This is a genomic window from Allobosea sp. UNC402CLCol (genome assembly GCF_000745475.1).
Classification (GTDB): Bacteria; Pseudomonadota; Alphaproteobacteria; order Rhizobiales; family Beijerinckiaceae; genus Allobosea; species Allobosea spartocytisi.
This window is the reverse complement of sequence record NZ_JQJJ01000009.1, coordinates 447,604-473,806: the sequence shown is the minus strand read 5'-3', so window position 1 is coordinate 473,806 and position 26,203 is coordinate 447,604. Positions and strand designations below refer to the sequence as shown.

23 protein-coding genes are annotated in these 26,203 nt (G+C 67.5%); 13 read left to right on the top strand and 10 right to left on the bottom strand.

The window, feature by feature from the left end:
- Positions 1-172: 172 nt before the first annotated feature.
- Positions 173-3,748: a hybrid sensor histidine kinase/response regulator gene (locus GY40_RS09500; protein WP_038361201.1), complete on the top strand. Its 3,576-nt coding sequence runs from the start codon at positions 173-175 to the stop codon at positions 3,746-3,748.
- A gap of 11 nt (positions 3,749-3,759) precedes the next feature.
- Here GY40_RS09500 and GY40_RS09495 read toward each other — a convergent pair whose 3' ends face one another.
- Positions 3,760-4,320 (bottom strand): thioesterase family protein, encoded by a 561-nt coding sequence (locus tag GY40_RS09495; protein ID WP_038361198.1) that lies wholly within the window; start codon positions 4,318-4,320, stop codon positions 3,760-3,762.
- A gap of 119 nt (positions 4,321-4,439) precedes the next feature.
- Between GY40_RS09495 and GY40_RS09490 the strand changes: the two genes are divergently transcribed.
- From GY40_RS09490 to GY40_RS09470, 5 genes are all read left to right on the top strand, one after another.
- Complete coding sequence (locus GY40_RS09490) at positions 4,440-4,952, top strand: tyrosine phosphatase family protein (protein WP_038361195.1); 513 nt, start codon at positions 4,440-4,442, stop codon at positions 4,950-4,952.
- Between the two features lie 145 nt (positions 4,953-5,097).
- The gene (locus tag GY40_RS09485; RefSeq protein ID WP_185747783.1) at positions 5,098-5,562 is read left to right on the top strand and encodes an Lrp/AsnC family transcriptional regulator; all 465 of its coding nucleotides are present in this window, start codon (positions 5,098-5,100) and stop codon (positions 5,560-5,562) included.
- 83 nt (positions 5,563-5,645) lie between these two features.
- Positions 5,646-5,915 (top strand): exodeoxyribonuclease VII small subunit, encoded by a 270-nt coding sequence (locus tag GY40_RS09480; RefSeq protein ID WP_038361192.1) that lies wholly within the window; start codon positions 5,646-5,648, stop codon positions 5,913-5,915.
- Between the two features lie 22 nt (positions 5,916-5,937).
- Positions 5,938-7,203, top strand: coding sequence for a YcxB family protein (locus tag GY40_RS09475; RefSeq protein WP_051987718.1), 1,266 nt, complete (start codon positions 5,938-5,940; stop codon positions 7,201-7,203).
- Positions 7,200-7,793 (top strand): hypothetical protein, encoded by a 594-nt coding sequence (locus GY40_RS09470; protein ID WP_197062717.1) that lies wholly within the window; start codon positions 7,200-7,202, stop codon positions 7,791-7,793. The genes GY40_RS09475 and GY40_RS09470 overlap by 4 nt, the downstream gene beginning before the upstream one ends.
- Positions 7,794-7,817: 24 nt before the next feature.
- Here GY40_RS09470 and GY40_RS09465 read toward each other — a convergent pair whose 3' ends face one another.
- Entirely contained in the window at positions 7,818-8,726 is a 909-nt protein-coding gene (locus tag GY40_RS09465) for a LysR family transcriptional regulator (RefSeq protein WP_038361189.1), read from the bottom strand.
- A gap of 85 nt (positions 8,727-8,811) precedes the next feature.
- Between GY40_RS09465 and GY40_RS09460 the strand changes: the two genes are divergently transcribed.
- Positions 8,812-9,372, top strand: a complete 561-nt coding sequence (locus GY40_RS09460; RefSeq protein WP_038361186.1) for an NAD(P)H-dependent oxidoreductase — start codon at positions 8,812-8,814, stop codon at positions 9,370-9,372.
- 56 nt (positions 9,373-9,428) lie between these two features.
- Entirely contained in the window at positions 9,429-10,349 is a 921-nt protein-coding gene (locus GY40_RS09455) for a pirin family protein (protein WP_038361183.1), read from the top strand.
- Positions 10,350-10,377: 28 nt separating this feature from the next.
- Here GY40_RS09455 and GY40_RS09450 read toward each other — a convergent pair whose 3' ends face one another.
- Entirely contained in the window at positions 10,378-11,607 is a 1,230-nt protein-coding gene (locus GY40_RS09450; RefSeq protein ID WP_038361180.1) for an MFS transporter, read from the bottom strand.
- Positions 11,608-11,785: 178 nt separating this feature from the next.
- Here GY40_RS09450 and dxs point away from each other — a divergent pair, with 178 nt between their 5' ends.
- Both dxs and GY40_RS09440 read left to right on the top strand, forming a co-directional pair.
- Positions 11,786-13,696 carry a 1-deoxy-D-xylulose-5-phosphate synthase gene (dxs, locus tag GY40_RS09445; RefSeq protein WP_038361177.1) on the top strand — a complete coding sequence of 637 codons (1,911 nt, stop codon included), beginning with the start codon at positions 11,786-11,788 and terminating at the stop codon, positions 13,694-13,696.
- A gap of 10 nt (positions 13,697-13,706) precedes the next feature.
- The gene (locus tag GY40_RS09440; RefSeq protein ID WP_038361174.1) at positions 13,707-14,429 is read left to right on the top strand and encodes a TlyA family RNA methyltransferase; all 723 of its coding nucleotides are present in this window, start codon (positions 13,707-13,709) and stop codon (positions 14,427-14,429) included.
- A 61-nt stretch (positions 14,430-14,490) separates the two neighbouring features.
- Here the strand turns inward: GY40_RS09440 and GY40_RS09435 are convergent, their stop codons facing one another.
- Positions 14,491-14,991 (bottom strand): hypothetical protein, encoded by a 501-nt coding sequence (locus GY40_RS09435; protein ID WP_038361171.1) that lies wholly within the window; start codon positions 14,989-14,991, stop codon positions 14,491-14,493.
- A gap of 87 nt (positions 14,992-15,078) precedes the next feature.
- On the opposite strand from GY40_RS09435, the gene GY40_RS09430 reads away from it, so the two are divergent.
- Positions 15,079-15,846 carry an SOS response-associated peptidase gene (locus tag GY40_RS09430; protein WP_038361168.1) on the top strand — a complete coding sequence of 256 codons (768 nt, stop codon included), beginning with the start codon at positions 15,079-15,081 and terminating at the stop codon, positions 15,844-15,846.
- A gap of 51 nt (positions 15,847-15,897) precedes the next feature.
- Positions 15,898-17,493, top strand: a complete 1,596-nt coding sequence (locus tag GY40_RS09425; protein WP_038361166.1) for a gamma-glutamyltransferase family protein — start codon at positions 15,898-15,900, stop codon at positions 17,491-17,493.
- 152 nt (positions 17,494-17,645) lie between these two features.
- On the opposite strand, the gene GY40_RS09420 is transcribed toward GY40_RS09425, so the two are convergent.
- The 5 genes from GY40_RS09420 to GY40_RS09400 all read right to left on the bottom strand — a co-directional run bounded on the left by GY40_RS09420 (position 17,646) and on the right by GY40_RS09400 (position 23,461).
- Positions 17,646-18,422: an ABC transporter permease gene (locus GY40_RS09420; protein ID WP_038362391.1), complete on the bottom strand. Its 777-nt coding sequence runs from the start codon at positions 18,420-18,422 to the stop codon at positions 17,646-17,648.
- A 25-nt stretch (positions 18,423-18,447) separates the two neighbouring features.
- A complete protein-coding gene (locus tag GY40_RS09415; RefSeq protein ID WP_038362389.1) occupies positions 18,448-19,248 on the bottom strand; it encodes an ABC transporter ATP-binding protein in 801 nt (266 codons plus the stop codon).
- Between the two features lie 212 nt (positions 19,249-19,460).
- Complete coding sequence (locus tag GY40_RS09410) at positions 19,461-20,480, bottom strand: ABC transporter substrate-binding protein (protein WP_038362387.1); 1,020 nt, start codon at positions 20,478-20,480, stop codon at positions 19,461-19,463.
- Between the two features lie 320 nt (positions 20,481-20,800).
- Positions 20,801-22,213, bottom strand: coding sequence for an FAD-binding oxidoreductase (locus GY40_RS09405; RefSeq protein WP_038361164.1), 1,413 nt, complete (start codon positions 22,211-22,213; stop codon positions 20,801-20,803).
- 9 nt (positions 22,214-22,222) lie between these two features.
- Positions 22,223-23,461 (bottom strand): class I SAM-dependent RNA methyltransferase, encoded by a 1,239-nt coding sequence (locus tag GY40_RS09400; protein WP_038361161.1) that lies wholly within the window; start codon positions 23,459-23,461, stop codon positions 22,223-22,225.
- A 140-nt stretch (positions 23,462-23,601) separates the two neighbouring features.
- On the opposite strand from GY40_RS09400, the gene GY40_RS09395 reads away from it, so the two are divergent.
- Entirely contained in the window at positions 23,602-24,648 is a 1,047-nt protein-coding gene (locus GY40_RS09395; RefSeq protein ID WP_038361158.1) for a cysteine synthase A, read from the top strand.
- Positions 24,649-24,676: 28 nt separating this feature from the next.
- Here GY40_RS09395 and GY40_RS09390 read toward each other — a convergent pair whose 3' ends face one another.
- Positions 24,677-26,044 (bottom strand): dicarboxylate/amino acid:cation symporter, encoded by a 1,368-nt coding sequence (locus GY40_RS09390; RefSeq protein WP_038361155.1) that lies wholly within the window; start codon positions 26,042-26,044, stop codon positions 24,677-24,679.
- Positions 26,045-26,203: the final 159 nt, after the last annotated feature.

Genomic DNA, 26,203 nt, shown 5'->3' with positions numbered 1-26,203 from the left:
TATATTCGGCGCGTTCGACCCGGTTTGCGCGAAATATTCGGGGGACGACTTGGACAAATGACCTGTGGCAAGCCGGAAGACACATCGCTAGACTGGTGGGAAACCTGAAACGGAAGGTCATGCCGGCAGCTTTTCGGCCCCGATTGCAGGCGCTCTCGCAGGACATGGCATCGTGATTCCAGCCTGGTCCGTCGTACTGGTCGCGCTCGCCTATCTGTGCGGGCTCTTCGCCGTCGCCCACACCGCCGACATATCCGGCCGGCGGCTGATGACCGGGCGGGCGCGCTCGACGATCTATGCGCTGGCGCTCGGCGTCTACTGCACCTCCTGGACGTTCTACGGCTCGGTCGGCTTCGCCAACCGCGCAGGCTTCGATTTTCTCGGCATCTATGTCGGGCCGATCCTGGTCATCGGCTTCGGCCATCGCTTCGTCGCGCGCATCGTCGGCATCGCCAAGTCGCAGAACATCACCTCGGTCGCGGATTTCGTCGGCGCGCGCTATGGCAAGAGCGAGCGCGTGGCGGCGCTGGTCTGCCTCGTCGCCGTGATCGGCGCCCTGCCCTATATCGCGCTGCAGCTCAAGGCGGTCTCGAATTCGCTCTCCGTGTTCCTCGCCGCGACCGGCGGACATGCCCCGGCCTATGACGTGCCGATCCTCAGCGATATCGCCTTCCTCGTCGCGGTGGTGCTGGCCGGCTTCGCCTGCGCCTTCGGCACGCGCCATATCGATGCGACGGAGCATCAGGACGGCCTCGTCCTCGCCATCGCGGTCGAATCGGTGGTCAAGCTCATCGCCTTCCTCGTGCTCGGCATCTTCATCGTCTACGGGCTGTTCGACGGCATGGGCGACCTGCTCGCTCAGGCGGCAAAGCCAGCACCCGACATGCCGCCGATCTGGGACCGGACCTCGAGCTGGCCGGGCTTCCTGACGCTGACGCTGCTGTCGAGCTGCGCCGCGCTGCTGCTGGCGCGCCAGTTCCACATGACCATCGTCGAGAATCGCGATGCCCGGGACGTGCGCCGCGCGGCCTGGATGTTCCCGCTCTATCTCGTGCTGATCAACCTGTTCGTCCTGCCCCTGGCGGCCGCCGGCGAGATCCTGCTGCCCGGCAGCGGCATCGATCGCGACATGACGGTGCTGCTGCTGCCGCTCCAGCGCGAGGCCGGGCTGATCGCGCTTCTCGTCTTCATCGGCGGGCTCTCGGCGGCGACGGCGATGGTGATCGTCGCCTCGGTCGCGATCGCGATCATGATCGCCAACCACCTCGTCATGCCGCTGCTGCTGCGCGGCCGCCGGGCCCTCAGCGAGCCCAGGAAGGCGAAGGCTTCGCTCGGCCCGCAAACGCCGGGCAACGGCAATCCTGGCGGCGATCTCGGCTCACAGATCCTGATCATCCGCCGGGTGAGCATCTTCCTCGTCATCCTGCTCGGCTATGCCTATTACCGCGCCTCCGGCGAGGCGGCGCTGGTCTCGATCGGCCTGCTCTCCTTCGCGGCGACGGCGCAGATCGCGCCTGCCTTCTTCGGCGGGTTGATCTGGCGGCGCGGCACGTCGCTGGGCGCGGCGGCGGGGCTCATCGTCGGCACGACCGTCTGGGCCTATACGCTGCTGATGCCGAGCCTCGCCATTCCCGGGAGCTGGTGGAGCGAGATCGTCGCGCATGGCCTTCTCGGGCTCGACCTGCTGCGGCCGGAAGCGCTGCTGGGCTTCGACGGCATGCCGGCCCTGCCGCACGGCGTCGCCTGGAGCCTCGGGCTCAACATCCTCTCCTATGTCGGCTTCTCGCTGCTCAGGCCGGCCAATCCGATGGAGCGTCTGCAGGCCAACGCCTTCGTCGAATCCGACCGGGCGACGATGGCGCAGACCTTCTCGCTCTGGCGCACCAGCGTCACCGAGGGCGAGTTGCAGGCGACCATCGCCCGCTATCTCGGCCGGGAGCGCACGGAAGGCGCCTTCGAGAGCTTCAACCACAGTCGCGGCGAAACGCCCGAGCCCGCCCGCGACGCCGATATCCACCTGCTGCGCTTCGGCGAGCACCTGCTCTCCTCGGCGATCGGCGCGGCCTCCTCGCGGCTGGTGCTGTCGCTGCTGCTGAAGAAGCGCAACCTCTCGACCGAGGCCGCCTTCAAGCTGCTCGACGATGCCTCGGCGGCCTTGCAGTACAATCGCGACATCCTCCAGCACGGGCTCGACCATGCCGGCCAGGGCATCACGGTGCTCGACCGGGATCTTCGGCTGCTCGCCTGGAACCAGGCTTTCCTCCAGCTCTACGACCTGCCGCCCTCGCTGGTGCGCTTCGGCACGGGGCTCGACGAGATCGTGCGCTTCAACGCGGCACGCGGCGCCTATGGCGACGGCGCGCAGGACGATCTGATGGCGGCGCGGCTGGAAAGCTTCGTCAACGACCGCGAGCCGGTCCGCCTCAAGCTCTTCCCCTCGAAGAAGGTGATCGAGGTCCGCACCAACCCGCTGCCGGATGGCGGCTTCGTCACGACCTACACCGACATCACCGAGACCGTCGCCGGCGAGGAGAAGCTCGAACGCGCCAATGAAAGCCTGGAGAGGCGCGTCGCCGAGCGCACCGAGGAGCTCCTCCACGTCAATACGGAGCTCCAGCGCGCCAAGGCCGAGGCCGAGGCCGCGAACCTCTCCAAGACGCGCTTTCTCGCAGCCGCGAGCCATGACATCCTGCAGCCGCTCAACGCTGCGCGCCTCTACGCGACCTCGCTGGTCGAGCGGGATCGCGCCGCCGGCCAGCCCGACCTCGCCGAGAACATCGATGCCTCGCTCGACGCGGTGGAAGAGATCCTCACCGCACTGCTCGAAATCTCGCGGCTCGACGGCGGAGCCCTCAAGCCCGAGCTCACCGCCTTCCGCCTCGACGAGCTGATGCGCCAGCTCCAGCGCGAATTCGAGCCCAGCGCGCAGGAGAAGGGGCTGAAGCTCGTCTTCGTGCCGACCGGGCTCGCCGTGCGCTCGGACCGGCGCTTGCTCCGGCGCCTCCTGCAGAACCTGATCTCCAACGCGATCAAATACACGCCGAACGGCAAGGTGCTGATCGGCTGCCGGCGCCGAGGCAACCAGGTCGCGGTCGAGGTGATCGATACCGGGCTCGGCATTCCCCAGAGCAAGCAGAAGACCGTCTTCCGCGAGTTCCAGCGGCTCGACCAGGGCGCGCGGGTGGCGCGTGGCCTCGGGCTCGGCCTGTCGATCGTCCAGCGCATCGCCCGCGCGCTCGACCATGGGCTGACGCTCGATTCGGTGCCCGGCCGCGGCACGCGCTTCTCGCTCATGGTGCCGCGCACCGCGCCGCTGCCGGCGATGACGACCGGCGCGGCTCCGCGCCAGTCCCCGGCCGGCCAGCTCGCCGGAATGCGGCTCCTGGTGATCGACAACGAGCCGGCGATCCTCGACGGCATGAAGCGCCTGCTCGAAGGCTGGGGCTGCCGGGTGACGATCGCGGCAGGGCTCGAAGAGGCGCTGCCGCATGTCGGGGGCAAGAACGAACCGGACGTGCTGATCGCCGATTATCACCTCGACCATGGCAATGGGCTGACCGCGATCAGCTCGCTGCGGGCCCATGCCCGTACGCCGATGCCGGCGATCCTGCTCACCGCCGACCGCACGCCGCATGTGCGCGAGGCGGCGAACGCGCTCGACGCCCATCTGCTCAACAAGCCGCTGAAGCCGGCGGCGTTGCGCGCCTTGCTGGCGCAGTGGCGCGCGACGCGGCTGGCCGCGGAGTAGCTTTCCAGCCCTCAGCGCTCGCTTGCGCCGGCGCCGCGCAGCACCTCTTCCGATGCCAGGAAGGCCGCGACCTCGGGGCTCGGCGCCGGGCTTTGCGCGGTGATGCCGATCTCCGCGAGAAGCCGCTCGACGGGCACATAGGCCCTCGCCCGCCGGTCGTAGATCGCCGCCCGCACCAGCGCGACGGCAGCGACAATCTCACCCCCGTCCCGGCCCTGCATCAGCATGCGGTGCTGCATCACCAGCCAGTTCTCGCTCCAGCACAGGATGCGCGTCTCGAGATTGAAGGAACGAAAGAGCCGCATCTCGCGCCGGAAGCGAATCGTCCCGGCATTGACCACCGGCACCCAGCGATTTCGCAGGATCGCGCGCCACAGGCCGCTGCGCAGGACGAGATCAGTGCGCCCGAGATCCATCAGCGTCCAGTAGCGGCCGTTGTTCATGTGCAGGCTGGTGTCGAGATCGTGGAACCAGACGCGGAACGGCAAGAGAGAGGCTCCGCCCGGCATCTCCAGGCGCGGGCGCATCCGAAAGGTGGCGAGGAGCCAGATCAGGCGGAACCAGAGATTCATGTCGGCCTTCGCGATTGTGGACCGGTCGCTGCGAGCCCCATGTCATACGGGCGGCATCGCTGTCGATCATGCTATCGTCTGGTTCGAACCCGCCAGAGAGCGGCAGCGGAGTCGCCGGCTTGCCCACCCTTCACGTCTCGCCCCTGTCGAAGCTCGACGCCACGGTCGCGGCCTGCGGCGCCAGCCATCTCGTCACGCTGATCAATACCGACACCAAGGTCGAGCGGCCCGCCGGCATCGCGGAGAGCCGCCATCTCTTCCTCGGCATGTCCGACATCAGCCAGCCGATGGAGGGGCATGTGCTGGCGGGGCAGGAGCATATCGCACGGCTCATCGCCTTCGTCAGGGACTGGGACCGCGCTGCGCCGCTGGTGATCCATTGCTGGGCCGGGATCAGCCGCTCGACCGCGGCCGCCTACATCACCGCCTGCGCGCTCGCGCCTGAGCGGGACGAGGCGGAAGCGGCGGAGGCCTTGCGCGCCGCCTCGCCCTCGGCAACGCCCAATGCCCGCCTCGTCGCACTCGCCGACGCCAACCTCGGACGGGGTGGCCGGATGATCCGCGCCATCGAGCGGATCGGCCGCGGAGCCGACGCCTTCGAGGGGCAGCCCTTCGTCTTCCCGCAGGCTTGAGCCAGGATGCCGCAACGGCAGCTTCATGCGGCCTTCCGGAGGATCGTCGCGGATCGTACCGGGCTCCTCGACGAGCGAGGCAGAAGATTGCTTGCATCCGGCAAAATTTGCGACGATTGATCGCGCGGGAGGCAATTCCGGCACCATGACGATCGAACTCGACTCGCGCGACCGCACGATCCTGCGAATCCTGCAGCAAGACGGACGCATCACCAATTCGGACCTGGCCGAGAAGGTGCACCTGTCGCCCTCCGCCTGCCTCAGGCGCGTGCGGCAGCTCGAGGAAAGCGGGTTGATCCGTGGCTATGCGATGATGCTCGACGACAAGATCGCCGGCTTTCCGGGCACGGCCTTCGTCTTCGTCACGCTCGACCAGCAGGGCCGGGCCTCGCTGGAGAGCTTCGAGCAGGCCGTGCAGAACCTGCCCGAGATCCTCGAATGCCACCTGCTCGCCGGGGCGCATGATTATCTGATGCGCGTGATCTATCGCGACAGCGCCGATTTCGAGCGCATCCACACCGACATCATCACGCAATTGCCTGGCGTGACGCGCGTGCAGTCGACGCTGACGCTGCGGACGATCAAGAAGACCTCTGCCCTGCCGGTCTGAGCCCGGCGGATCTAATTCCGGCTCGCGGGTTGCGACGGGGCGCCGTCCGACCGATAAGCTTGCCTCAAACAGGAATCAGGCCCGTGAGCGAAGACAAGACCCAAGGCACTCCCCATGCCGACGTCGCCGCCCTGCCCTTCGAGGCGGCGCTGAAGGAACTCGAAGGCATCGTCGCGCGGCTCGAGCGCGGCGACGTGCCGCTCGAGGAATCGATCGCGATCTACACGCGCGGCGAGGCACTGAAGGCGCGCTGCGACGCGCTGCTGAAGCAGGCGGAAGCCCGCATCGAGCGCATCACCCTCGGTGCGGACGGCAAGCCCACGGGCACGACACCGCTCGACGTCGAGAACTGAGAGGGCGGAGGCGACCGGCAGGATGCGCACGACGCCGACGATCCGCCGCGCTGACGCAACCGATCCTCCCGAGGCTTTCACGATCGAGGCTCCCGTTCGCCTCGAAGACCGGGTCGCGGCCGCGCTCTTCGCTTATGCCGATCTGTTCGCGGCGGCACGACGGCGCCAGCTCCATCTGCTGATCTGGGTGGTTATCGCGCTTCTGGCGATGGCCTACTACTCTTCCTGGCAGGAAAGCGGCCATTTGGGCGCCCGCGCTTTCCTGTCGCGTTTCGGCGCGGACCTGCTCGGTCTCGGCGGCCTGCCGATCCTCGTCGTCGCGGGGCCCATGCTGGTCTACTACCTCATCCAGCCGGCGCTCGTTCGCAGCCGGCTGAAGCGCTGGTATCGCGACGAACGGCTCGACCGCCCCATTGGCAACGCCTATCGCTTCGAGCCCGGCGGCATCGCCGTGACCCTGCCCGGCCGCGGGAGCGCGCTCGCCTGCCGCCGCATCGGCGGCATCTCCGAAAGCCCCACCCATCTCTTCATCCGGTTGAAGGACATCGAGGATGTCTTCGCCCTGCCCCGCAGCGCGCTATCCGGGGAGCAGGTCGCGCAGATCGGAGCATGGGCCGCCTCCTGTCATGTCGATGGCGCGGGAGCGGCCCGCGCCTTTCCGGAGCTGGAAACGCCACCGGGGCGCGAACCATTGCTGACCGCGCGTTTCGAGCTGACCGAGGATGATCGCGCGGTCGCGCTCGGCTGGCAGATGGAGCGCCCGGGGACGCGGCGGCGGCGCAGGCGCGGCTTTATCCTCGCCTTCCTTGTCGCGGCACTGATCCCCCCGCTGCTCTTCGGCGTCCTCTGGCTTCTCGATCCCGAGAGGGTGCCCTTCCGCTATGCCTTTCCCTTGTTCGTCGAGATGTTCGCGAGCACCTTCTGGAAATGGGTGCTCGGTCTCTGGGCGATCATGACGGCCGTCATCCTGCTCCATCCCTGGATGAGACGCCGGCATGCGCGCCAGCTCGCCCGGCAGATGCAGAAGCGCGTGCAAGCCTATGAGCACGAGGTGCGGCTCTACGACGAGACGCTCGAAACCTGGCAGGACGGCTTTTGCAACCGCTTCGACTGGAAGGGGTTCGAGCGGATCGAACGCCAGGGCGACCATCTCATCCTGCTGCGGCGGGAAGGCGAGCCGCTGATCCTGCCTTTGCGCGCGCTCGACGGCGACAAGCTGGCCATCTTCCAGCGCATCGTCGATCATCGCATCGATGGGGGGAGCCATCGGCCGGAGGCAGGCACGTGACGAAGCCGCTCGCGAATTCCATTGCAACAGCGCTTGCGGCGCTGGCCTTGTCCGTCGCGGCCGCCACCTCTCACGCCGAGACCATCGTGATGCCGCACGGGCTTTCGGTCGAGCTCCCCGAGGGCTGGCACGTTGACGGGTCGCCGGAGGGCGAGGTCTCGCAAACCGGACTTCGCCGCGTGCAGCTCGTCTGCGACAGCGAGGCCTGCAGGAAGACGCAGGAAACCTGCACCATCCTGATGCGCTCGAAGGAGATCGAGGGCGCCGACGATGCGGCCAGGCTGCGCGCGCTCTATGCCTCGCCTCTCGACCGCTACACCCGCCTGCGCGCCGCGCTGCGCTCGACCAGCAAGGACGCCGAGATTCGCAAGCCGCTGGAGATCGTGCGGATGGGCGAGCGAGAATGGTACCGCGTCGAGACCGATGCGCGGCACAACTACAAATCCGGCCTTTTCGCCGAGACGGTCGTCAGCGGCCTCTATGTCGGCGGGATCTGCAAGACCTGCGAAACCGGCGAGGAACGCCATCGGAACGGCCTGAAGATCCTGATGAGCCTGAAATCGAGCGCCGCAGCCGCCTCCCTGCGCTAGGCCTGCCGCTCGCCGACGGCAATCTCAGCCTCCGACCGGCAGCGCGAGGATCAGATCCTCGATCAGCCTTGCGACGTGCTGGACGGCTGGATCGCCGGCGCGGCGCTTGTGCCAGGCTCTGTGCAGCGGGAAGCCTTCCACGGCAAGCGGCGGCGGGAAGGTGACGAACGCGTCGTCGCCATCCTGCAGGCAGCGGCTCGGCAACAGCCCGATCATGTCGGAGCCGGCCACCAAGGGCAGCACCATCGTGAAGTTCGGCACGACCATGCCGACATGGCGCTCGCGCCCGATCCGCGCCAGGGCTTCGTCGAGAGGCCCCTTCGTGTCGCCGCGCCCCGAAACCAGAACATGCGGATGGGCGAGCCAGCCCTCGAGATCGAAGCCGGCCGCCGCCGGATGACCGCGGCGCATCACGACGAGATAGCTCTCCCGAAGCAATTCGCGGCGGGTGAAATCGGCCTCGACGACCGGGAAGACCGAGATCGCCAGATCGATGGTTCCGCGCCCAAGGCCTTCAAGCGCGGCGGCTGCGCCATGCCAGGGCATGAGGACGACCGTGATGCCCGGCGCCGTCCGCGCCAGGCGGCGATGCAGCTCGGGGGCGATGACCACGGCCGGATAATCGGCCGTCACGACCCGCACGGTCTGCCGGATCGCCATGAGATCCGGCTCGTTCCGGTCGAGCAGGGATTTCGTGCTCGCCAGAATGTCCTTCACCGGCCCGGCCAGCGCATGGGCCTTTGGCGTCAGGACCATCCCCCCGGGACCGCGCTCCAGCAGCCGGTCGCCAAAGAGCTGGCGGCAGCGTTCCAGCGCGCTCGACATCGCCGGTTGCGACAGGCCGATGCGATCCGCCGCACGCGAGACATGCGCCTCGTCGAGCAGGGCGTCGAGCACCACCAACAGGTTCAGATCGACCGACCTTAAATTCATGAAATGGATAATATGATATATCGATCATCCATTGGAGTAATTTTATTGGCGCGGCCATCCTCTGCTCATTCCGAAGGAGGATGCCATGACCAAGACCCTGATCCTGCTGTTCCACCCGCATTTCTCGGTTTCGCGTGCCAACAGGGCGCTCGTCGAGGCAGCGCAGCATCTGCCTGATACCGAGATCGCCGATCTCCATGCGCTCTATCCGGACGGGCAGATCGATGCCGACGCCGAGGCCGCCCGGCTCGTCGCGGCGGATCGCATCGTGCTGCAGTTTCCGGTCCAGTGGTATTCGACACCGCCGCTGCTCAAGGCCTGGCAGGATGTCGTGCTGACGCGGATGTTCTACCTCGACTATGAGACGGAGGGCGCCAAACTCGCCGGCAGGCCGCTGCTGGTCGCGGCGACGGCGGGCAATGTCGAGACGGCCTATGCACCGCAAGGCGTCAATCTCTTCCCGCTGACGGAACTCCTGCTCCCGCTGCAGGCGACGGCGCATCGCTGCGGTCTCGCCTGGGCCGAGCCCTTCCTCGTCTACGACGCCCGTCGCGCCGACGATGAAGCCCTGAAGGCCGCAGGCGACTACTACGCCTCGCGGCTGCGGCGCCTGGCCGCGCCGGCACCGGCAGCGGCGGCCGCCTGAACAGCCTTGCCCGCCAGCGCGATCGGGGTAGGCTCTCGCCGACACAGGAGGCCGCCATGTCGCAACTGCCAGCCGAAGATCCCATCCTGGGCGATGCCCGCTCCTGCGAGGCGATCGAGAAGGTGATCGTGCCCCGCTCCCATGACCTCGGGGGCTTCCAGGTGCGCCGGGCGCTGCCCGCGATCGGCCAGCGCATGGTCGGCCCCTTCATCTTCTTCGACCAGATGGGACCGGCCGAGTTCCATCTCGGCGAAGGGCTCGACGTGCGTCCGCATCCGCATATCGGGCTCTCGACCGTGACCTATCTCTTCGACGGCGAGATCATGCATCGCGACTCGCTGGGCACGGCGCTCGCGATCAAGCCGGGGGCGGTCAACCTGATGACGGCCGGGCGCGGCATCGTCCATTCCGAACGCACCGGAATGGAGGCACGCGCCAGCGGCCCCAAGCTCTACGGCATCCAGGCCTGGCTCGCTTTGCCGAAATCGCATGAGGAGGTCGCGCCGGAATTCGTGCATCACGGCGCGCCCATGCTGCCGCGCATCGTCGAAGGCGGCAAGCGCATCAGCCTGATCATGGGGTCCGCCTATGGCCAGAGCTCGCCGGTGAAATTCCCCTGGGAGGCGCTCTATGCCGAGGCGGTGCTCTCGCCCGGCGCGATCCTGCCGCTCGACCCGGACTATGACGAGCGCGCGATCTACATCGTCTCGGGCAAGGTCGACATCGCCGGGGACGAGTTCGGCGCCGGCCAGCTCCTGGTCTTCAAGCCCGGCGACCGCATCTCGATCCTCGCCGTCGATCAAAGCCGCGTGATGATCGTCGGCGGCGAGCCGATGGATGGCCCGCGCCATATCTGGTGGAATTTCGTCTCCTCCTCGCAGGAGCGCATCGAGCAGGCCAAGCAGGAATGGAAGACCGGCCGCTTCGACACCGTACCGGGCGACGACAAGGAGTTCATTCCGCTGCCGGAGGGATGACACCTTCCCTCCCAGCAGCCACAACCCGTCAGGCGATCTCGGACAGGTCCCGCAATCTCGGCACCTGCGAAAAGGCGATGACGAGCAGCTGAACCAGAAAGCCCGCGGTTGCGAGACCCAGGCAGGCGGCGATGCCGAAATGCGCCGCCACGGAGGCTCCGATCGCGGCGCCCAGTGGACGGGCGCCGAAGGTCGCCGTCATGATCAAGGCCGAGACGCGGCCGAGCATCGCATTGGGCGTGACGGCCTGCCTCAAGGTCATCGTGGAGATCGTCCAGATGATCGGCCCGACACCGAACAGGAAGAAGCTCGCGCCGACCAGCTGGATGGACGGAAACCAGAGCGTCGCGAGCATCACGCCGGCCGCGCAAAGACCGGCGAAGGGCCCGAGCAGGATCAACGTCCCGAAAGAGACGCGCCGGGCTATGGCGGGCGCGAGAGCAGCGCCGACGATCATTCCCGCGCCGTAGATGCCGAGCGTGACGCCGACCTGGGTTGCGCTCAGGCCGAGGTTCTGGACCGCATAGGCGACATAGACCGCCTGGAAGACGAACCAGGAGATGTTGAAGAAGACCGCCGTCAGCAGGATCGGCCTGAGCAGGTCGTGGCCAACCGCGAAACGGGCACCTTCCCCCAGATCATGCAGCAGATGCCGCCGTTGACCGGAGGGCGGTTCATCCTTTGGCAGGCCGGCGAGCAGGAGCACGGCCAGGATGGAGAGTGCGGCGGCCAGGCCATAGGCCGTCGAGACGCCGATCCAGCCGACGAGCGCCCCGCCCAGCGCCGGTCCACCGGCATAGGCGACGCTGCGTGCCAGCTCCAGCCAGCGATTGGCATCCGCGAGCCGCGCGCGCGGCACCACGGAGGGAACGAAGGCTGGGGCCGCCACGCTGTAGCAGACCGTGCCGATGGCGCCGAGCGCGCCGAGCATGGCAAGCCAGGTCAGGTTGAGGCTGCCCAGGGCCAGCAGCAGGGGGATCGCCAGCAGCGACAGCGCGCGCAGCGCTTCCGTGCCGACCATGAGCCGGCGCCGCGAGGCACGGTCCACCATCAGGCCCGCCGGAATGGACAGCAGGAGAAACGGCAAGGTCTGCGCCGTCTGCAGCCAGCCGGTCTCGGCCGGCCCGGCCGAGAGCAGCAGAACCGCGGCCAAGGGCGCGGCGGCCAGCGCAATCTGCTCCGAGAACTGGGCGGAGAGATTGGACCAGCCGATGCGGCGGAATGCCATCGGCAGCGGTGCGGTATCGGTCGGTTCCATCGCCTGGTGTCCTCGAAAGCGGTCTTGAGGGCACTGAACGGCGTTGCTGGCGCGGGAGCCACCCGTTTCGTGGGATGAGTCGGCGCTTGCTATGCGCAGACCGATCCCCACCTCTGGTTTGCCAGCGCGCCGCGCAACCTCTATTTCAGGTGATCTCACCGAAGGATCACATTGCCTCGTGCCCCGTCCTGTCACGCCGCTCCTCGACACGATCCAAGCCCCGGCCGATTTGCGCAGGCTCGACGACACGCAACTGCGCCAGCTCGCCGATGAGCTCCGGCTGGAAACCATCGACGCCGTCTCCGTCACCGGCGGGCATCTCGGCGCCGGGCTCGGCGTGGTCGAGCTGACGGTGGCGCTCCATCATGTCTTCGACACGCCGCGCGACCGATTGATCTGGGATGTCGGCCACCAGGCCTATCCGCACAAGATTCTGACCGGGCGGCGCGACCGCATCCGCACCTTGCGCCAGGGCGGCGGCCTCTCGGGCTTCACCAAGCGCGCCGAGAGCGAGTACGACCCCTTCGGCGCCGCGCATTCCTCGACCTCGATCTCGGCTGGTCTCGGCATGGCCGTCGGGCGCGATCTCGCCGGCCGCAAGAACAACGTCATCGCCGTGATCGGCGACGGCGCGATGTCGGCCGGCATGGCCTATGAAGCCATGAACAATGCCGGCGCGCTCGATTCGCGGCTCATCGTCATCCTCAACGACAACGACATGTCGATCGCCCCGCCGGTCGGCGCGATGTCGGCCTATCTGGCGCGGCTGGTTTCAGGCCGTACCTATCGCTCGCTGCGCGAGGTCGCCAAGCAGCTCGCGGAGCGGCTGCCGCGCTTCTTCCACGACAAGGCGAGGCGCACCGAGGAATATGCCCGCGGCTTCTGGACCGGCGGGACGATGTTCGAGGAGCTCGGCTTCTACTATGTCGGGCCGATCGACGGGCATAATCTCGACCATCTGCTGCCGGTGCTGCGCAATGTTCGCGACGCCGGCAACGGGCCGATCCTTGTCCATGTCGTGACGCAGAAGGGCAAGGGCTACGCCCCGGCCGAGGCAACGCCCGACAAGTACCACGCCGTCGTCAAGTTCGACCCCGTCACCGGCCTGCAGGCCAAGGCGCCGGCCAATGCGCCGAGCTACACGAACGTCTTCGCGCAGGCCCTGATCAAGCAGGCGCGGGAGGACGAGAAGGTCGTCGCCGTCACCGCCGCCATGCCGTCGGGCACCGGGCTCGACGCCTTCGGCAAGGAGTTTCCGGGCCGGACCTTCGATGTCGGTATCGCCGAGCAGCATGCGGTGACCTTCGCGGCCGGCCTCGCGACCGAAGGCTACAAGCCCTTCGTCGCGATCTACTCGACCTTCATGCAGCGCGCCTATGACCAGATCGTCCATGACGTGGCGATCCAGAAGCTGCCGGTGCGCTTCGCGCTGGATCGTGCGGGGCTGGTGGGCGCGGATGGCGCGACCCATGCCGGCTCCTTCGACATCGCCTATCTCGCCTGCCTGCCGGACATGGTGGTGATGGCGGCCGCCGACGAGGCGGAGCTGACCCATATGGTCGCGACCGCCGCAGCCTATGACGAAGGGCCGATCGCCTTCCGCTATCCGCGCGGCGAAGGCGTCGGCGTCGAGATCCCCGATGTCGGCTTGCCCCTCGAAATCGGCAAGGGCCGCATCGTGCGCGAGGGCACGCGGATCGCGCTGCTCTCGCTCGGCACGCGCCTCGGCGAATGTCTCAAGGCCGCCGAACTGCTGGCGCAGCGCGGCCTGTCGACCACGGTCGCCGATGCCCGCTTCGCGAAGCCGCTCGACGAGGCGCTGATCCTCAAGCTCGCCCGCGAGCACGAGGTGCTCGTCACGGTCGAGGAAGGCTCGGTCGGCGGCTTCGGCAGCCATGTCCTGCATCTGCTGGCGCAGAACGGCGCGCTCGATGCCGGCCTGAAGATCCGGAGCCTGACGCTGCCCGACATCTTCCAGGACCATGACAAGCCGGACGCCATGTATGCGGCAGCCGGGCTCGATGCCGCCGGTATCGTCAAGGCCGTCGAGGCTGCGCTGGGCACGCCGAGCGCGGTGAAGCTGGCCTGACGTCCCTGCCATGAAGAGCCGGGCCGACCAGTTGCTCGTCGAGCGCGGCTTCTTCGAGAGCCGGGCCCGTGCGCAGGCCGCGATCGCGGCCGGGCTCGTCACCGCCAATGGCACCCCCGTGCGCAAGGCCTCCGACATGGTGGCCGCTGATGCGGTGCTGACCGCGCAGGCGCCGCATCCTTACGTCTCGCGCGGCGGGCTGAAACTGGCGGGCGCGCTCGATGCCTTCGGCTTCGATCCGCTGGGGCTGACCTGCCTCGATGTCGGCTCGTCCACCGGCGGCTTCACCGACCTGCTGCTGAAACGCGGTGCACGCCATGTCGTCGCCGTCGATGTCGGGCGTGACCAGCTCCATGCTTCGCTGCGGTCAGACCCGCGCGTCACCAGCTTCGAGGGACAGGATATCCGCACGCTGGATGTCGAGGCACTGCCCGAGCGGCCGAGCCTCGCGGCGATCGATGTCAGCTTCATCTCGCTCAAGCTCGTGCTGCCGGCGGTCGCGGCGCTGCTTGCGCCTTCGGCTGGCATCGCGGCGCTGATCAAGCCGCAATTCGAGGCCGGGCGGGCGGCGCTGAAGAAGGGCATCGTCCGGGACGAGGCGATCCAGCTTCAGGTCTGCGACGAGATCGTCGGATTGCTGGGCGAGCTGGGCTTCACCGTTTCTGGGCCGATCCCCTCTCCGATCGAGGGCGGCGACGGCAATCGCGAATTCCTCGTCGGCGCGCAGCGCTAGCATCGGACCGAAAAGTGGAATCCACTTTTCGGAGAGATCTATGCTGAGACAAAGCGCCTGATCAGCGCGCCAGCAGCGCGTCGATCTCGCCTTGCAGGCTGGCATCGTCGAAGGTCGCGATGTCGATCGTGCCATTGGCGTTGATGAACTGGGTGGAGCGCGTGATGAGCCTGCGCAAGGCCTCGCTCGCCACCTCGATGATCGTCGGCAATTCGGCAGGGCGCGGCTTCTCGACGAGGAGCGCGGTCACCGTCGCGACGAGGCGAGCCATGGAACGGCAGACCTCCTCGAAGCTCTTGCGCCGCGCCGGGTCAAGCCGGTCATAGGCGACCAGCGCCTCGGCGGCGCAGCGCAGGGCCGATATCTCGAAATGCCCGCGATAGCAGAGGTTTCGCCAGGATTGCAGGTCTTCGATGACGCTGTCGTCGCTTTCCGCCATCTCGATCAGCATCAACGCTTCGCTGTAGCGGTTGAGGAAATCGGTCGAGAGACGGGGGGCGCGGAGCCCGTCCATCCGATCAGCCGCCTCGCCGGCCTGCAATTGCGTCGCGGAGACGGTCATCCTGAGCCCCAACTCGCCGCGACTATGGTGGGCCAAACCCCAACAAAGTGTTGCTTTGCTCTGCCGCTATCGCGCTAAACAGGCGCCATGTGCGGACGCTATGCGATCACCCTGCCCCCCGAGGCGATGCGCGCGAGCTTCGGCTATCGCGAGCAGCCGAATTTTCCGCCGCGCTACAACATCGCGCCCACGCAGCCCGTGCCGATCGTCAGGCTGCATGACGGGGCGCGGCAGTTCCTGCTGATGCGCTGGGGCTTCATTCCCGGCTGGGTCAAGGACCCCAAGGATTTCCCGCTCGTCATCAATATCCGCATGGAGAGCGCGGCCGAGAAGCCCTCCTTCCGCCACGCACTGACGCGGCGGCGCTGCCTGCTGCCGGCGGACGGCTTCTACGAATGGCGCCGCTCCGGGACGGGGCGGCAGGCGCGCGCCGACGCCTTCCTGTTCCGCCGGCCGGATCGCGGCTTCTTCGCCTTCGCGGCGCTCTGGGAAACCTGGCATTCGCCTGATGGTTCGGAGATCGACACCGTCGCGATGATGACCGGCCCGGCCAACGGCACCATGGCCGCGATCCACCACCGTTGCCCGGTCATCCTCGATCCCCGCGACCACGAGGCCTGGCTCGATCCGGGCGCCGCGCCGCAGCAGATCAATCGCCTGCTCAAGCCGCCACCGGACGATCTGCTGGAGCCGGTCGCGATCGGACCCGCCGTCAACAAGGTGGCGCATGACGGGCCGGAAGTGCAGGCGCCAATGGCGGAGACGGTGCCGGAGCCTCCCGCGGCCGAGCCGGCGAGCCATGCGCGCAAAGCGACCCGGCGTCCCGTCGATGATGGGCAAGGCAGCCTGTTCTAGCGGCGGAATCATGCTCTGATCGTGCAAAAGCACGATGAGGAGAACGCGCAGATGCACGGCCGCCGCCCCACCATGACCTCCCGCCACGGCATGGTCGCCGCCGCACATCCGCTCGCAGCCCAGGCCGGGGCCCGGCTGCTGGCCCAGGGCGGCAACGCCTTCGACGCCGCCGCAGCCACAGCCGCAGCGCTCAATGTCGTCGAGCCCTTCATGTCCTGCCTCGCCGGCATGGGCTTCGCGACGTTATGGGTCGCAGCCGAGCAGCGGGTGCGGGTGCTCGATTTCGTGCCGCCGATCCCGGCGAGCTTCCCGGTCGAGCTCTTCAGCAAGCGCTCCGATCTCGAACGCGGCGCCCTTTCGGTCGCCGCGCCCGGCAACCTCGCCGGCTGGTGCGAGCTGGTGAAGATCTATGGCCGCAAATCGCTGCCGGAGATCTTCGCGCCGGCTATCGCGCTCGCCCGAGACGGTTTCGCTCTCGCCGAATTCGGCGCGGCGGAGTTCGAGGAGAACGACCCGCTTCTGAAGACATACCCGGCGCTTTATCCGGCCTGGTCGAAGAACTACCAGCCCGATGGCGCCCTGCATCTCGGCTCGCTGCTGGTCCAATCCGATCTCGCCCGGACGCTGAGCGAGATCGCGGAAAAGGGACCGGATCACTTCTACCGCGGCACGCTCGGCGAGACGATCGTGGCCCATCTCCAGGCGCTCGGCGGCTCGATGACGATGGCCGACCTCGCGGCAGTGAAGACGGTGTGGCGCGAGCCGCTGGCCGCGAGCTTCAAAGGGCTTTCGGTGCATGTGCCGCCGCCGCCCTGCGAAGGCTTCCAGTTCCTGCTGACGCTGCGCCTGCTCGAAGGTCTCGATCTCGCGTCGCTTCCCAGGGACGGCGCGGACCATCTCGACCTCGTCTATCGCGCGATCCGCATCGCGGCGGGCGAGCGCATCGCCCACAACAATCCAAGCCCGGAGACGCTCGCCGAGATTCTGTCCGAGGCTTCCGTCGCGCATTTGCGCCAGCGCCTCACTGACGGCAAGCCGGTGACGGGACCGACCGAGCAATGGACGCCGCAGGAGAAGGAGGATCCGGCGCATACGACCTCGTTCTCAATCGCCGACAACGAGGGCAACCTGATCTGCATCACGCAGAGCCTCGGCAGCCCGTTCGGCAGCGGCGTCGTGGTGCCCGGCACGGGGCTTTGCCTCAACAACTTCCTGTACTGGGCGGATGTGCAGACCGGCAGCCCGAACCGGGCCAAGCCCGGCGATGCGCTGGCCATGTGCATGTCGCCCTCGATCTCGACGCGCGATGGCAAGCCGGTGCTCGCGCTCGGCACGCCCGGCAGCTACGGCATCATGCAGACGCAGGCGCAGGCCATGGTGCAGCATCTCGTCTTCGGGCTACCGCTGCAGGAGGCGATCGAGGCGCCGCGCGCCCGGCTCTGGGATGGACGCCTCGTCGAGATCGAGAACCGGATCGCGCCGGAGACCATCGCCGAACTCGTCCGGCGCGGCCATGATGCGAAGGCGTTCGATGTCGGCTGGACGATGCGCTGCGGCGGCATGCAGGCGGTCGCGGTCGATCCGGCAACGGGCGTGTTCACCGGCGCCGCCGATCCGCGCCGCGACGGCTATGTCGCGACGCCGTAGGCGCCTGGAAGCCTCCGGGCGAGTTCAGACGTCATCCCGGGCTTGACCCGGGATCCATCGGAGACCGCTACGCTCTACGATGGATCTCGGATCGTCGCGGCTACGCCGCTTGTCCGGGATGACGGCGTGGCTCTCAGGGCAAACTGCCCGTTTCAGCTCACGATCTCGGCGCGAAACGCCCAGCGGGTCATCCGCCGCTCGACCAGGGCGCAGAGCGCGTAGAGCGCCATGCCCATGATGGCGATGGAGAACAGGCCGGCGAAGGTGGTCGGCGCGTCATTGCGCGCGCCGGCGGACAACATCAGGAAGCCGATGCCGCGATTGCCGCCCACCGTCTCCGACAGCACCGAGCCGACGAAGGCGAGCGTCACCGCCACCTTGAGGCTGGCGAAGAGATAGGGCATGGCGCGGGGCACGCCGACCTTGGTCAGGATCTCCCACTGGCTCGCGCCGAGCGAGCGCATCACGTCGCGCATCTCGGGCTCAATGGTGGCAAGCCCCGTAGCGACGTTCACGACGATCGGGAAGAAGGAGATGACGAAGGCGGTGATCACCGCCGGCAAGGCGCCGACGCCGACCCAGATCATCAGGATCGGCACGATCGCGACCTTCGGGATCGCGTTGAAGGCGATCAGCAGCGGGTAGAGCCCGGCATAGATGAAGGGCGATGCGCCGATGGCGAGGCCGAGCAGCAGGCCGAAGCCAATTGCCAGCGCGAAGCCGATGATCGTGGTCCAGAGCGTCTCCAGGCAGAAGCGCAGCAGGATGTCCCAGCGCTGGACCATCGTCTCGAAGATCCGGCTCGGACGCGGGGCCAGGATTTCCGGCACGTCGAAGACGATGCAGGCCAGTTCCCAGAGCAGCAGCAGCCCCGCCATGGCGAGCCAGGGCATGGCGACAAGCAAAAGACGCTTCTGTCTCTCCGTCATGATCTTTGTCCAACCGGAGGCCGCATCACGCATGCTCCATGTGGATGCGCTCGCGCAGTTCGTGGACGATGTCGACGAATTCGATCTCGAAGGTCGTCTCCAGCGTGCGCGGACGCGGCAATTCGATCTTGCGGATCTTGACGATTTTACCGGGGCGCCGGCTCATCACATAGACGGTGTCGGCGAGATAGACCGCCTCACGCAGATCGTGCGTGACGAGCACCGCGGTGAAGCGGCGCTCCATCCAGAGCTTCTGCATCACGCTCCAGAGCTCTTCGCGGGTGAAGGCGTCGAGCGCACCGAAAGGCTCGTCGAGCATGAGGATCTCGGGCTCGTGGACGAGCGCGCGGCAGAGACTCGAGCGCTGCTGCATGCCGCCGGACAACTGCCAGGGATATTTCTGGCCGAAACCGCCCAAGCCCACAGAAGCCAGCAGCGCCTCGACACGCGCGACGTATTCGGCCTTGTTGGCGCGGAAGCGGCGCTTGTGCGGCTCGACCACCTCCAGCGGCAGCAGGATGTTGTCGAGCGTGGTGCGCCAGGGCATCAGCGTCGGCGCCTGGAAGGCCATGCCGACGCCGCGGATCGGCCCCTTCACCACCTGCCCGTGCGCGCGAACCTCGCCGCCGCTCGGCGGCAGCAGGCCGGTGACGAGCTTCATCAGGGTCGACTTGCCGCAGCCGGAAGGGCCGACCACGGCAATGAACTCGCCCTTGGCGATGGACAACGTCGCATCCTCCAGCGCCAGCATGCGCGAGGGCCCGCTGCCATAGGCGAGGCTGACCTGTCGCAGTTCGACGAGCGGTGGTTCCGAACTGTCAAGCATAGGCAGCGTCATCACCGGCAGGCGTGGGGAACCCCTCTCCCGGATGGGAGAGGGGCAGGGGTGAGGGACTGCGGGTCATCGTCGATACGACAAGGAGCGGCTGCGCCTTCTGCGGGAAAGGCAGGCCCTCATCCCTGCCCCTCTCCCACACGGGAGAAGGGTTCCCCGCATTCGTCATTCCGCTCATCGCTCTCTTCGGCACCCTTCATGAATCAAGGCGCAACCATCCGCTCGGCCTTCGGCGGCAGGAACTTGCCCGTGAAGACCTTGTCCGGCTCGGGCGCCGAGGGCAGGCCGAAGGCCTCGGCCACGTCCTTGACCGAGCGGGCGAAGCGCGCCGGGTCGACATCGCCCATGCCGTTCTCCTTCACGTAAGGGGTCAACACGTTCATCTTGAGCGACATGTCGAGGCGCTCGGCCTCAAGCTTCTCGTCGATCAGCGGGTCGCGCTTCTTGGCGGCGGCGATGCCGAGCGCCGGATTGGCGGCAACTTCCTTCCAGGCCTTGGCGGTGGCGCGCAGGAAGCCGGTCACGACCTCCGGCTTCGCGGCCAGCGCCGGCGAGACGATGATGCCGTTGCCGTACACATCCATCTTGTAGTCGGAGTAGTTGAACGAGACGACATCCTCGGCCTTCACGCCGCGCGCTTTCAGGTCGAGGATCGACGAGAAATAATGGCCGGAGATGAAGTCGACCGTGCCCTGCACCAGCGATTGCTCGCGCAGCTGCGGCGTCAGGTTGACGTGCTGGACGCTCGCCGCGTCGATGCCGACCTTCTTGGCGAAGGCCGGAAACAGACGGAAGGAGGCGTCGAAGACCGGGGCGCCAAGCTTCTTGCCGGCGAGATCGGCGGGCTTGGTGATCCCGCTCTTCTTCAGCGCGTGCACGCCGAAGGGCGGGAAGTCATAGGCCATGAAGACGCAGAGGATTTCCTTGCCGGCGTTCTTGGCGTTGTATTCGATCAGCGAGTTCACATCGGCGAAGCCGATATCGTAGGCGCCGGTCGCGACCCGCTGGACGGCGCCGGCCGAGCCCTGGCCGGGATCCATGGTCACGTCGAGCCCCTCGGCCTTGTAGTAGCCCTTGTCGAGTGCGACGAGGAAAGGCGAGGTCGGCCCCTGGAAGACCCAGTCGAGCGTGAACTTGACCGGCGTCTGGGCGGCGGCGGGCGCTACCGAGGCGAGCGCCAGGGCACAGCCGGCAGCGGCTGCGGCCAGCGCGCGGCGGGTCATCCCCCTGCCCTTCGCCGCCGCATTCTTCGAAACCCCACGCACCACGCCGATCATCTGAGCCGACCCCCGATTTTTGATTGTGCTTCAAAGGCTAAAGAGGGGCCCGAAAGCGGTCAATCAGGCGGGAAGGCCGTCCTGCCAGTTTTTTAGGCAGAGCCGCCGATAAGGGATTTTGTGCGCGGCAGGCTGCCCGCCAAGTCGCCGCCATTCTCGGGCGAAGCGGAGCGCAGACCCGAGAAACTCTTTCAGGAGGAGGCTCCGGAGCCTCCTCGTCATGAGATGCTCGGGTCAAGCCCGAGCATGACGCACGCCCGGCAGGCTCAGCGCTGCGCCAGCATCGCGCCCGGATTGAGCACGCCCCTGGGATCGAGCGTCTGCTTGATCGCGCGCATCAGGTCGAGCTCGACCGGGTCCTTCACGCCCGGCAGCAGGTCGCGCTTCAGCCGACCGATGCCGTGCTCGGCCGAGATCGAACCGTGCAGCTCCGTGACGATGGCGTGGACCGCCTCGTTCATCTCGCTCCAGCCGGCGAGATAGGCCGCCTTGTCGGCGCCGACCGGCTGGCTGACGTTGAAATGGATGTTGCCGTCGCCGAGATGGCCGAAGGGCACCGGCCGGCAGCCCGGCACCATCGCCTCGACCACCGCGATGGCGCGCTTCAGGAACTCCGGCTGGGCATGGACCGGCACGGAAACGTCGTGCTTGATCGAGCCGCCCTCATAGGTCTGCACCTCCGACATCATCTCGCGCAGCTTCCAGAAATCGGCGCGCTGGGTCAGCGAACCCGCGAGCGCGGCATCGGTGACGATGCCCTTCTCCAGAGCATCGCCGAGGAAGGCCTCGACATGCTCGTCGAGCCCGGCGGCTGACTGGGCCGAGACCTCCATCAGCACATACCAGGGCGACGGCTCGGAGAGCGGATCGCGCGTGCCGGAGGCGTGGCGCAGGACGAAATCGAGGCCGATGCGCGGCATCAATTCGAAGGTGGTGAGCGTGCCGCCGGCGCCGGCCTTGGCGGCGTTGAGCAGTTCCAGCGCCGCTTCCGGGTCCGGCACGGCGAGGAAGGCGGTGGCCCGCGCTGCCGGCAGCGGGAAGAGCTTGAGCACGGCCGCCGTGATGATGCCGAGCGTGCCCTCGGCGCCGATGAAGAGATCCTTCAAATCGTAGCCGGTGTTGTCCTTGCGGAGCTGGCGCAGGCCGTTCCAGATGCGGCCGTCGGGCAGCACGACTTCCAGGCCGAGACAGAGCTCACGGGCATTGCCATAGGCCAGCACGGCGGTACCGCCGGCATTGGTCGAGAGGTTGCCGCCGATGGTGCAGGAGCCTTCCGAGGCCAGCGAGAGCGGGAAGAGACGCCCGGCCGCTTCGGCCGCATCCTGCGCCCGCTTCAGCGTGACGCCGGCCTCGACGATCATGGTGTCGCCATCGGTATCGACCGCGCGGACCTTGTCGAGACGCTGCAACGAGAGGATGATCTCCCTGCCCTCGGCGATCGGGATCTGGCCGCCGACGAGTCCGGTATTGCCACCCTGCGGCACCAGCGTCGTGCCGGTCTCGGCTGCGAGCTTCACCAGCTCGGCGACCTCAGCCGTCGAGCCGGGGCGGACGATGCCTTGCGCCTTGCCGCGAAAGAGATCGCGCCATTCCTTGAGATAGGGCACCATGGCGTCGGCATCGGTGACGATGTTCTTCGCGCCGACGATGCCGGCCATGCGATCGAGAATTGCGCTCATCCTGAAGTCCTAGCCCTTCCTGCCGCGCCGGAACACGCCGACGAGCTCGACATGGGCGGAATAGCGGAACTGATCGACCGGCGTCACGCCTTCCAGCGCATATCCGCCCGCAACCAGCGTCGCAGCGTCGCGCGCGAAGCTGCCGGCATCGCAGGAGACGTAGATCACGTCCCTGACCTTCGAGGCCGCCAGCCGCTTCGCTTGGGCCTCGGCGCCGGCACGCGGCGGGTCGAGCACGACGACGTCGAAACCGTTGAGCTCATGCTCCAGCAGCGGGCGGCGGAAGAGGTCGCGCGTCTCGGTCGCGATGGCTTTGAGCCCCGGCGTCGCGCCGAAACCTTTTGCCAGCGCCAGCATCGCGGCCTTGTCGCTCTCGACGGCGAGAACCTGCATGCGCTCGGCGATGCGGAAGCTGAAGGGGCCGCAGCCGGCAAAGAGGTCGGCGGCGCGCTTGCCCTTGGGCAGAGCCGCCGTGACGAGATTCGCCAGCATCTCCTCCCCCAGCACCGTCGCCTGCAGGAAGCCGCCGGGCGGCGGGGCGACGAGCGCCTTGCCCATATGCTGCAAGGGCGGACGGCGCTCGACGACGATCTCGCCATGGTTGGAGAGCCGGGCGAGGTCGAGCCGCTCGGCCAGTTGAGTCAAGGCGAGCCTGAGCTTGTCGCCGAGCGGTCCGTGGCCGCGCATATCGACGTCGAGCCCCGCTTCGGAGGCGGTGATCTGGATGTCGAGCGGCTTGTTCGCCCCGCCCATCCGGTTCGCCAACATCTGAGCGGCGGCTGGTGCCCGGTCGAGGCCCGGCGCCAACACCGGGCAGGCCTCGACAGGAACCAGATCGTGACTGCGCGCCGCCATGAAGCCGACGACCATCGCCTCGCCCTCGCGGCGGGCATGGAAGGTGACGCGGCGGCGCCCGGCGCCATGGGCGTCGACGAGATCGGCCACGGGCGCCTCGATGCCGGCGCGGCTCAGCGTGGTCACGACCTGCTGGCGCTTCCATTCGCGATAGAGGCCCGGCGCCATGTGCTGCGCAGCACAGCCGCCGCAACGGGTAAAGAGCGGGCAGATCGCCGCGATGCGGGATTCGGAGGGCGCGATGATCTCGACGAGCTGGCCGCGATCGCCATCGACCACGGCGCGCACGGTCTCGCCCGGCAGCGCATAGGGAACGAAGATGCTGCCGGCGGGCGCCTGCACGATGCCATCGCCCTTCTGGCCGAGGCGATCGATGGTCAGGACTTCGTTCATCGCAAGGCGAGGCGAAGCATCCGGAGGCGGATTCGATCGGGCGGCGGGCATCGTGACAATCTCCGGCGCAGAGCCGGCCTGCTGATGACGGGAACGAGGCTTTCGCCTATCAGGTCAGGGACGAATTGGGAAATCCGGCCATGACTATCCGCGACGGCGTCATCGAAGCCATCGGCAACACCCCGCTCATCAAGCTCGAGCGCGCCTCGGCGGAAACCGGCTGCGCCATCCTCGGCAAGGCCGAATTCATGAATCCCGGCCAATCGGTGAAGGACCGCGCCGCGCTCGCCATCATCCGCGACGCCGAGGCGAAGGGGCAGCTGAAACCGGGCGGCGTCATCGTCGAGGGCACGGCGGGCAATACCGGCATCGGCATCGCGCTCGTCGGCAATGCGCTGGGCTATCGCTCGGTCATCGTCATCCCGGAGACGCAGAGCCAGGAAAAGAAGGACATGCTGCGGCTGGCCGGCGCGACGTTGGTCGAGGTGCCGGCTGCGCCCTACGCCAACCCGAACAATTACGTGAAGGTCTCGGGCCGCCTCGCCGAGGAACTGGCGAAGAGCGAGCCCAACGGCGCGATCTGGGCCAACCAGTTCGACAATGTCGCGAACCGGCAGGGCCATCTCGACACCACCGGCCCGGAGATCTGGGAGCAGACGGCAGGCAAGGTCGACGGCTTCATCTGCGCGGTCGGCTCGGGCGGCACGCTCGCCGGCGTCGGCATGGCGCTGAAGGCTCGCAATCCGAAGGTGACGATCGGACTGGCCGATCCGATGGGCGCGGCGCTCTATTCCTATTACACCAGCGGCGTCCTCAAGTCGGAGGGCTCCTCAATCACCGAGGGCATCGGCCAGGGCCGGATCACCGCCAATCTGGTCGATGCACCCGTCGATGCCGCCTTCCAGATCCCGGATGCGGAGGCGGTGCAGATCGTCTTCGACCTGCTGGAGCATGAGGGCTTATGCCTCGGCGGCTCGTCCGGCATCAACGTCGCCGGTGCGATCCGGCTGGCGCAGCAGATGGGGCCGGGCCATACCATCGTGACGGTGCTGTGCGACTACGGCACGCGCTACCAGTCGAAGCTGTTCAACCCGGAGTTCCTGCGTTCGAAGAACCTGCCAGTTCCCGGCTGGCTCGAGCGCGACGGGTCGGCGCTGAAGCAGGTCGTCGCCAAGGTGATGGCCTGAGGCGGCAGCCGCCTCAGGCCCTTCAGCTTCACGCCGCCCGCGGCGTCGCGTCGATCGCGTCGATATCGCCGGCGCGATCGTATTGCGCCTGGTCGAGCATGCCCTGGCGCTTGGCCACGAGGGTCGGCACCAGCGCCTGGCCGGCGACGTTCACCGCCGTGCGGCCCATGTCGAGGATCGGGTCGATGGCGAGCAGCAGGCCGACACCGGCCAGCGGCAGGCCGAGCGTCGAAAGCGTCAGCGTCAGCATCACCGTCGCGCCGGTGAGGCCGGCGGTCGCGGCCGAGCCGATCACCGAGACGAAGGCGATCAGGACGTATTCCTGGATGCCGAGCGGCACGCCGTAGAACTGCGCGACGAAGATCGCGGAAATCGCAGGGTAGATCGCGGCACAGCCATCCATTTTCGTCGTCGCGCCGAGCGGCACGGCAAAGGCAGCGTATTCGCGGGGCACGCCGAGGCTCTTCTCAGTCACGGCCTCGGTCACCGGCAAGGTGCCGATCGAGGAACGCGAGACAAAGCCGAGCTGGATCGCCGGCCAGGCACCCGCGAAAAAGCGCGCCGGGGAAAGCCCGTGCAGGACGAGCAAGGTCGGGTAGACGACGAGCAGGACGATGGCGAGGCCGAGATAGATCGCGAAGGCGTACCAGGAGAGCTGCTCCAGCGTCTGCCAGCCATATTGCGCCACGGCATTGCCGAGCAGGCCGACGGTGCCGATCGGCGTCAGCCGGATCACCCACCACAGGATCTTGCGGACGATCGCCAGGAACGACTCGTTGAGGGCAAGGAAGCTGTTGGCGCGCTCGCCGACCTTCAGCGCGGCGACGCCGACGACGATCGAGATCACCAACAGTTGCAGCACGTTGAAGCCGAGGCGGGTGGTCGCACCGCCACCGTCGACCCGCGTCGTCGCCTGCAGGCCGAGCATGTTGGCGGGCACGAGCCCCTTCAGGAAGTCGAGCCAGGAGCCGACCGTGCCCGGCGCCTTGGCGCTGGCGGCGACCACGCCGGCATTGATGCCGGGCTGGATCAGAAGGCCGAGCGCGATGCCGATCAGCACCGCGATGAAAGCGGTGACGGCGAACCAGAGCAGAGTCTGCCAGACCAGCGCGGCTGCGTTGGAGAGCTGGCGCAGATTGCTGATCGAGGCGACGATCGCCGTGAAGATCAGCGGCGGCACCAGCGCCTGCAGCAATTGCACGAAGATCGAGCCCGTGGTCGCGAGCGTGGTCGTGAGCCAGTTGGGCTGTCCGGCCGCATCCGGGCCGATGTTGCGCGCGACCCAGCCGAGCGCGAGCCCGACCACCATCGCGGTCAAAACCTGGAAGCCGAAGTTGGAATAGAACGGCTTAGCGCCGGCAGCGGACGAACCGCTCCGGGATATCGATGTTGTCATGGCAAGAGCTCGTCAATCGCCGCAAATGGCTGAAGATACGCGCTATATATACGATCTGGCGCGATTTTCGCAAAAGCGGAGGCTTCCGTCTTTGGCTGCACCGGCGCCAAAAATATTCTCCCAACTGGCGCAAAAAGAGAGGATTGATCCACTTACAGC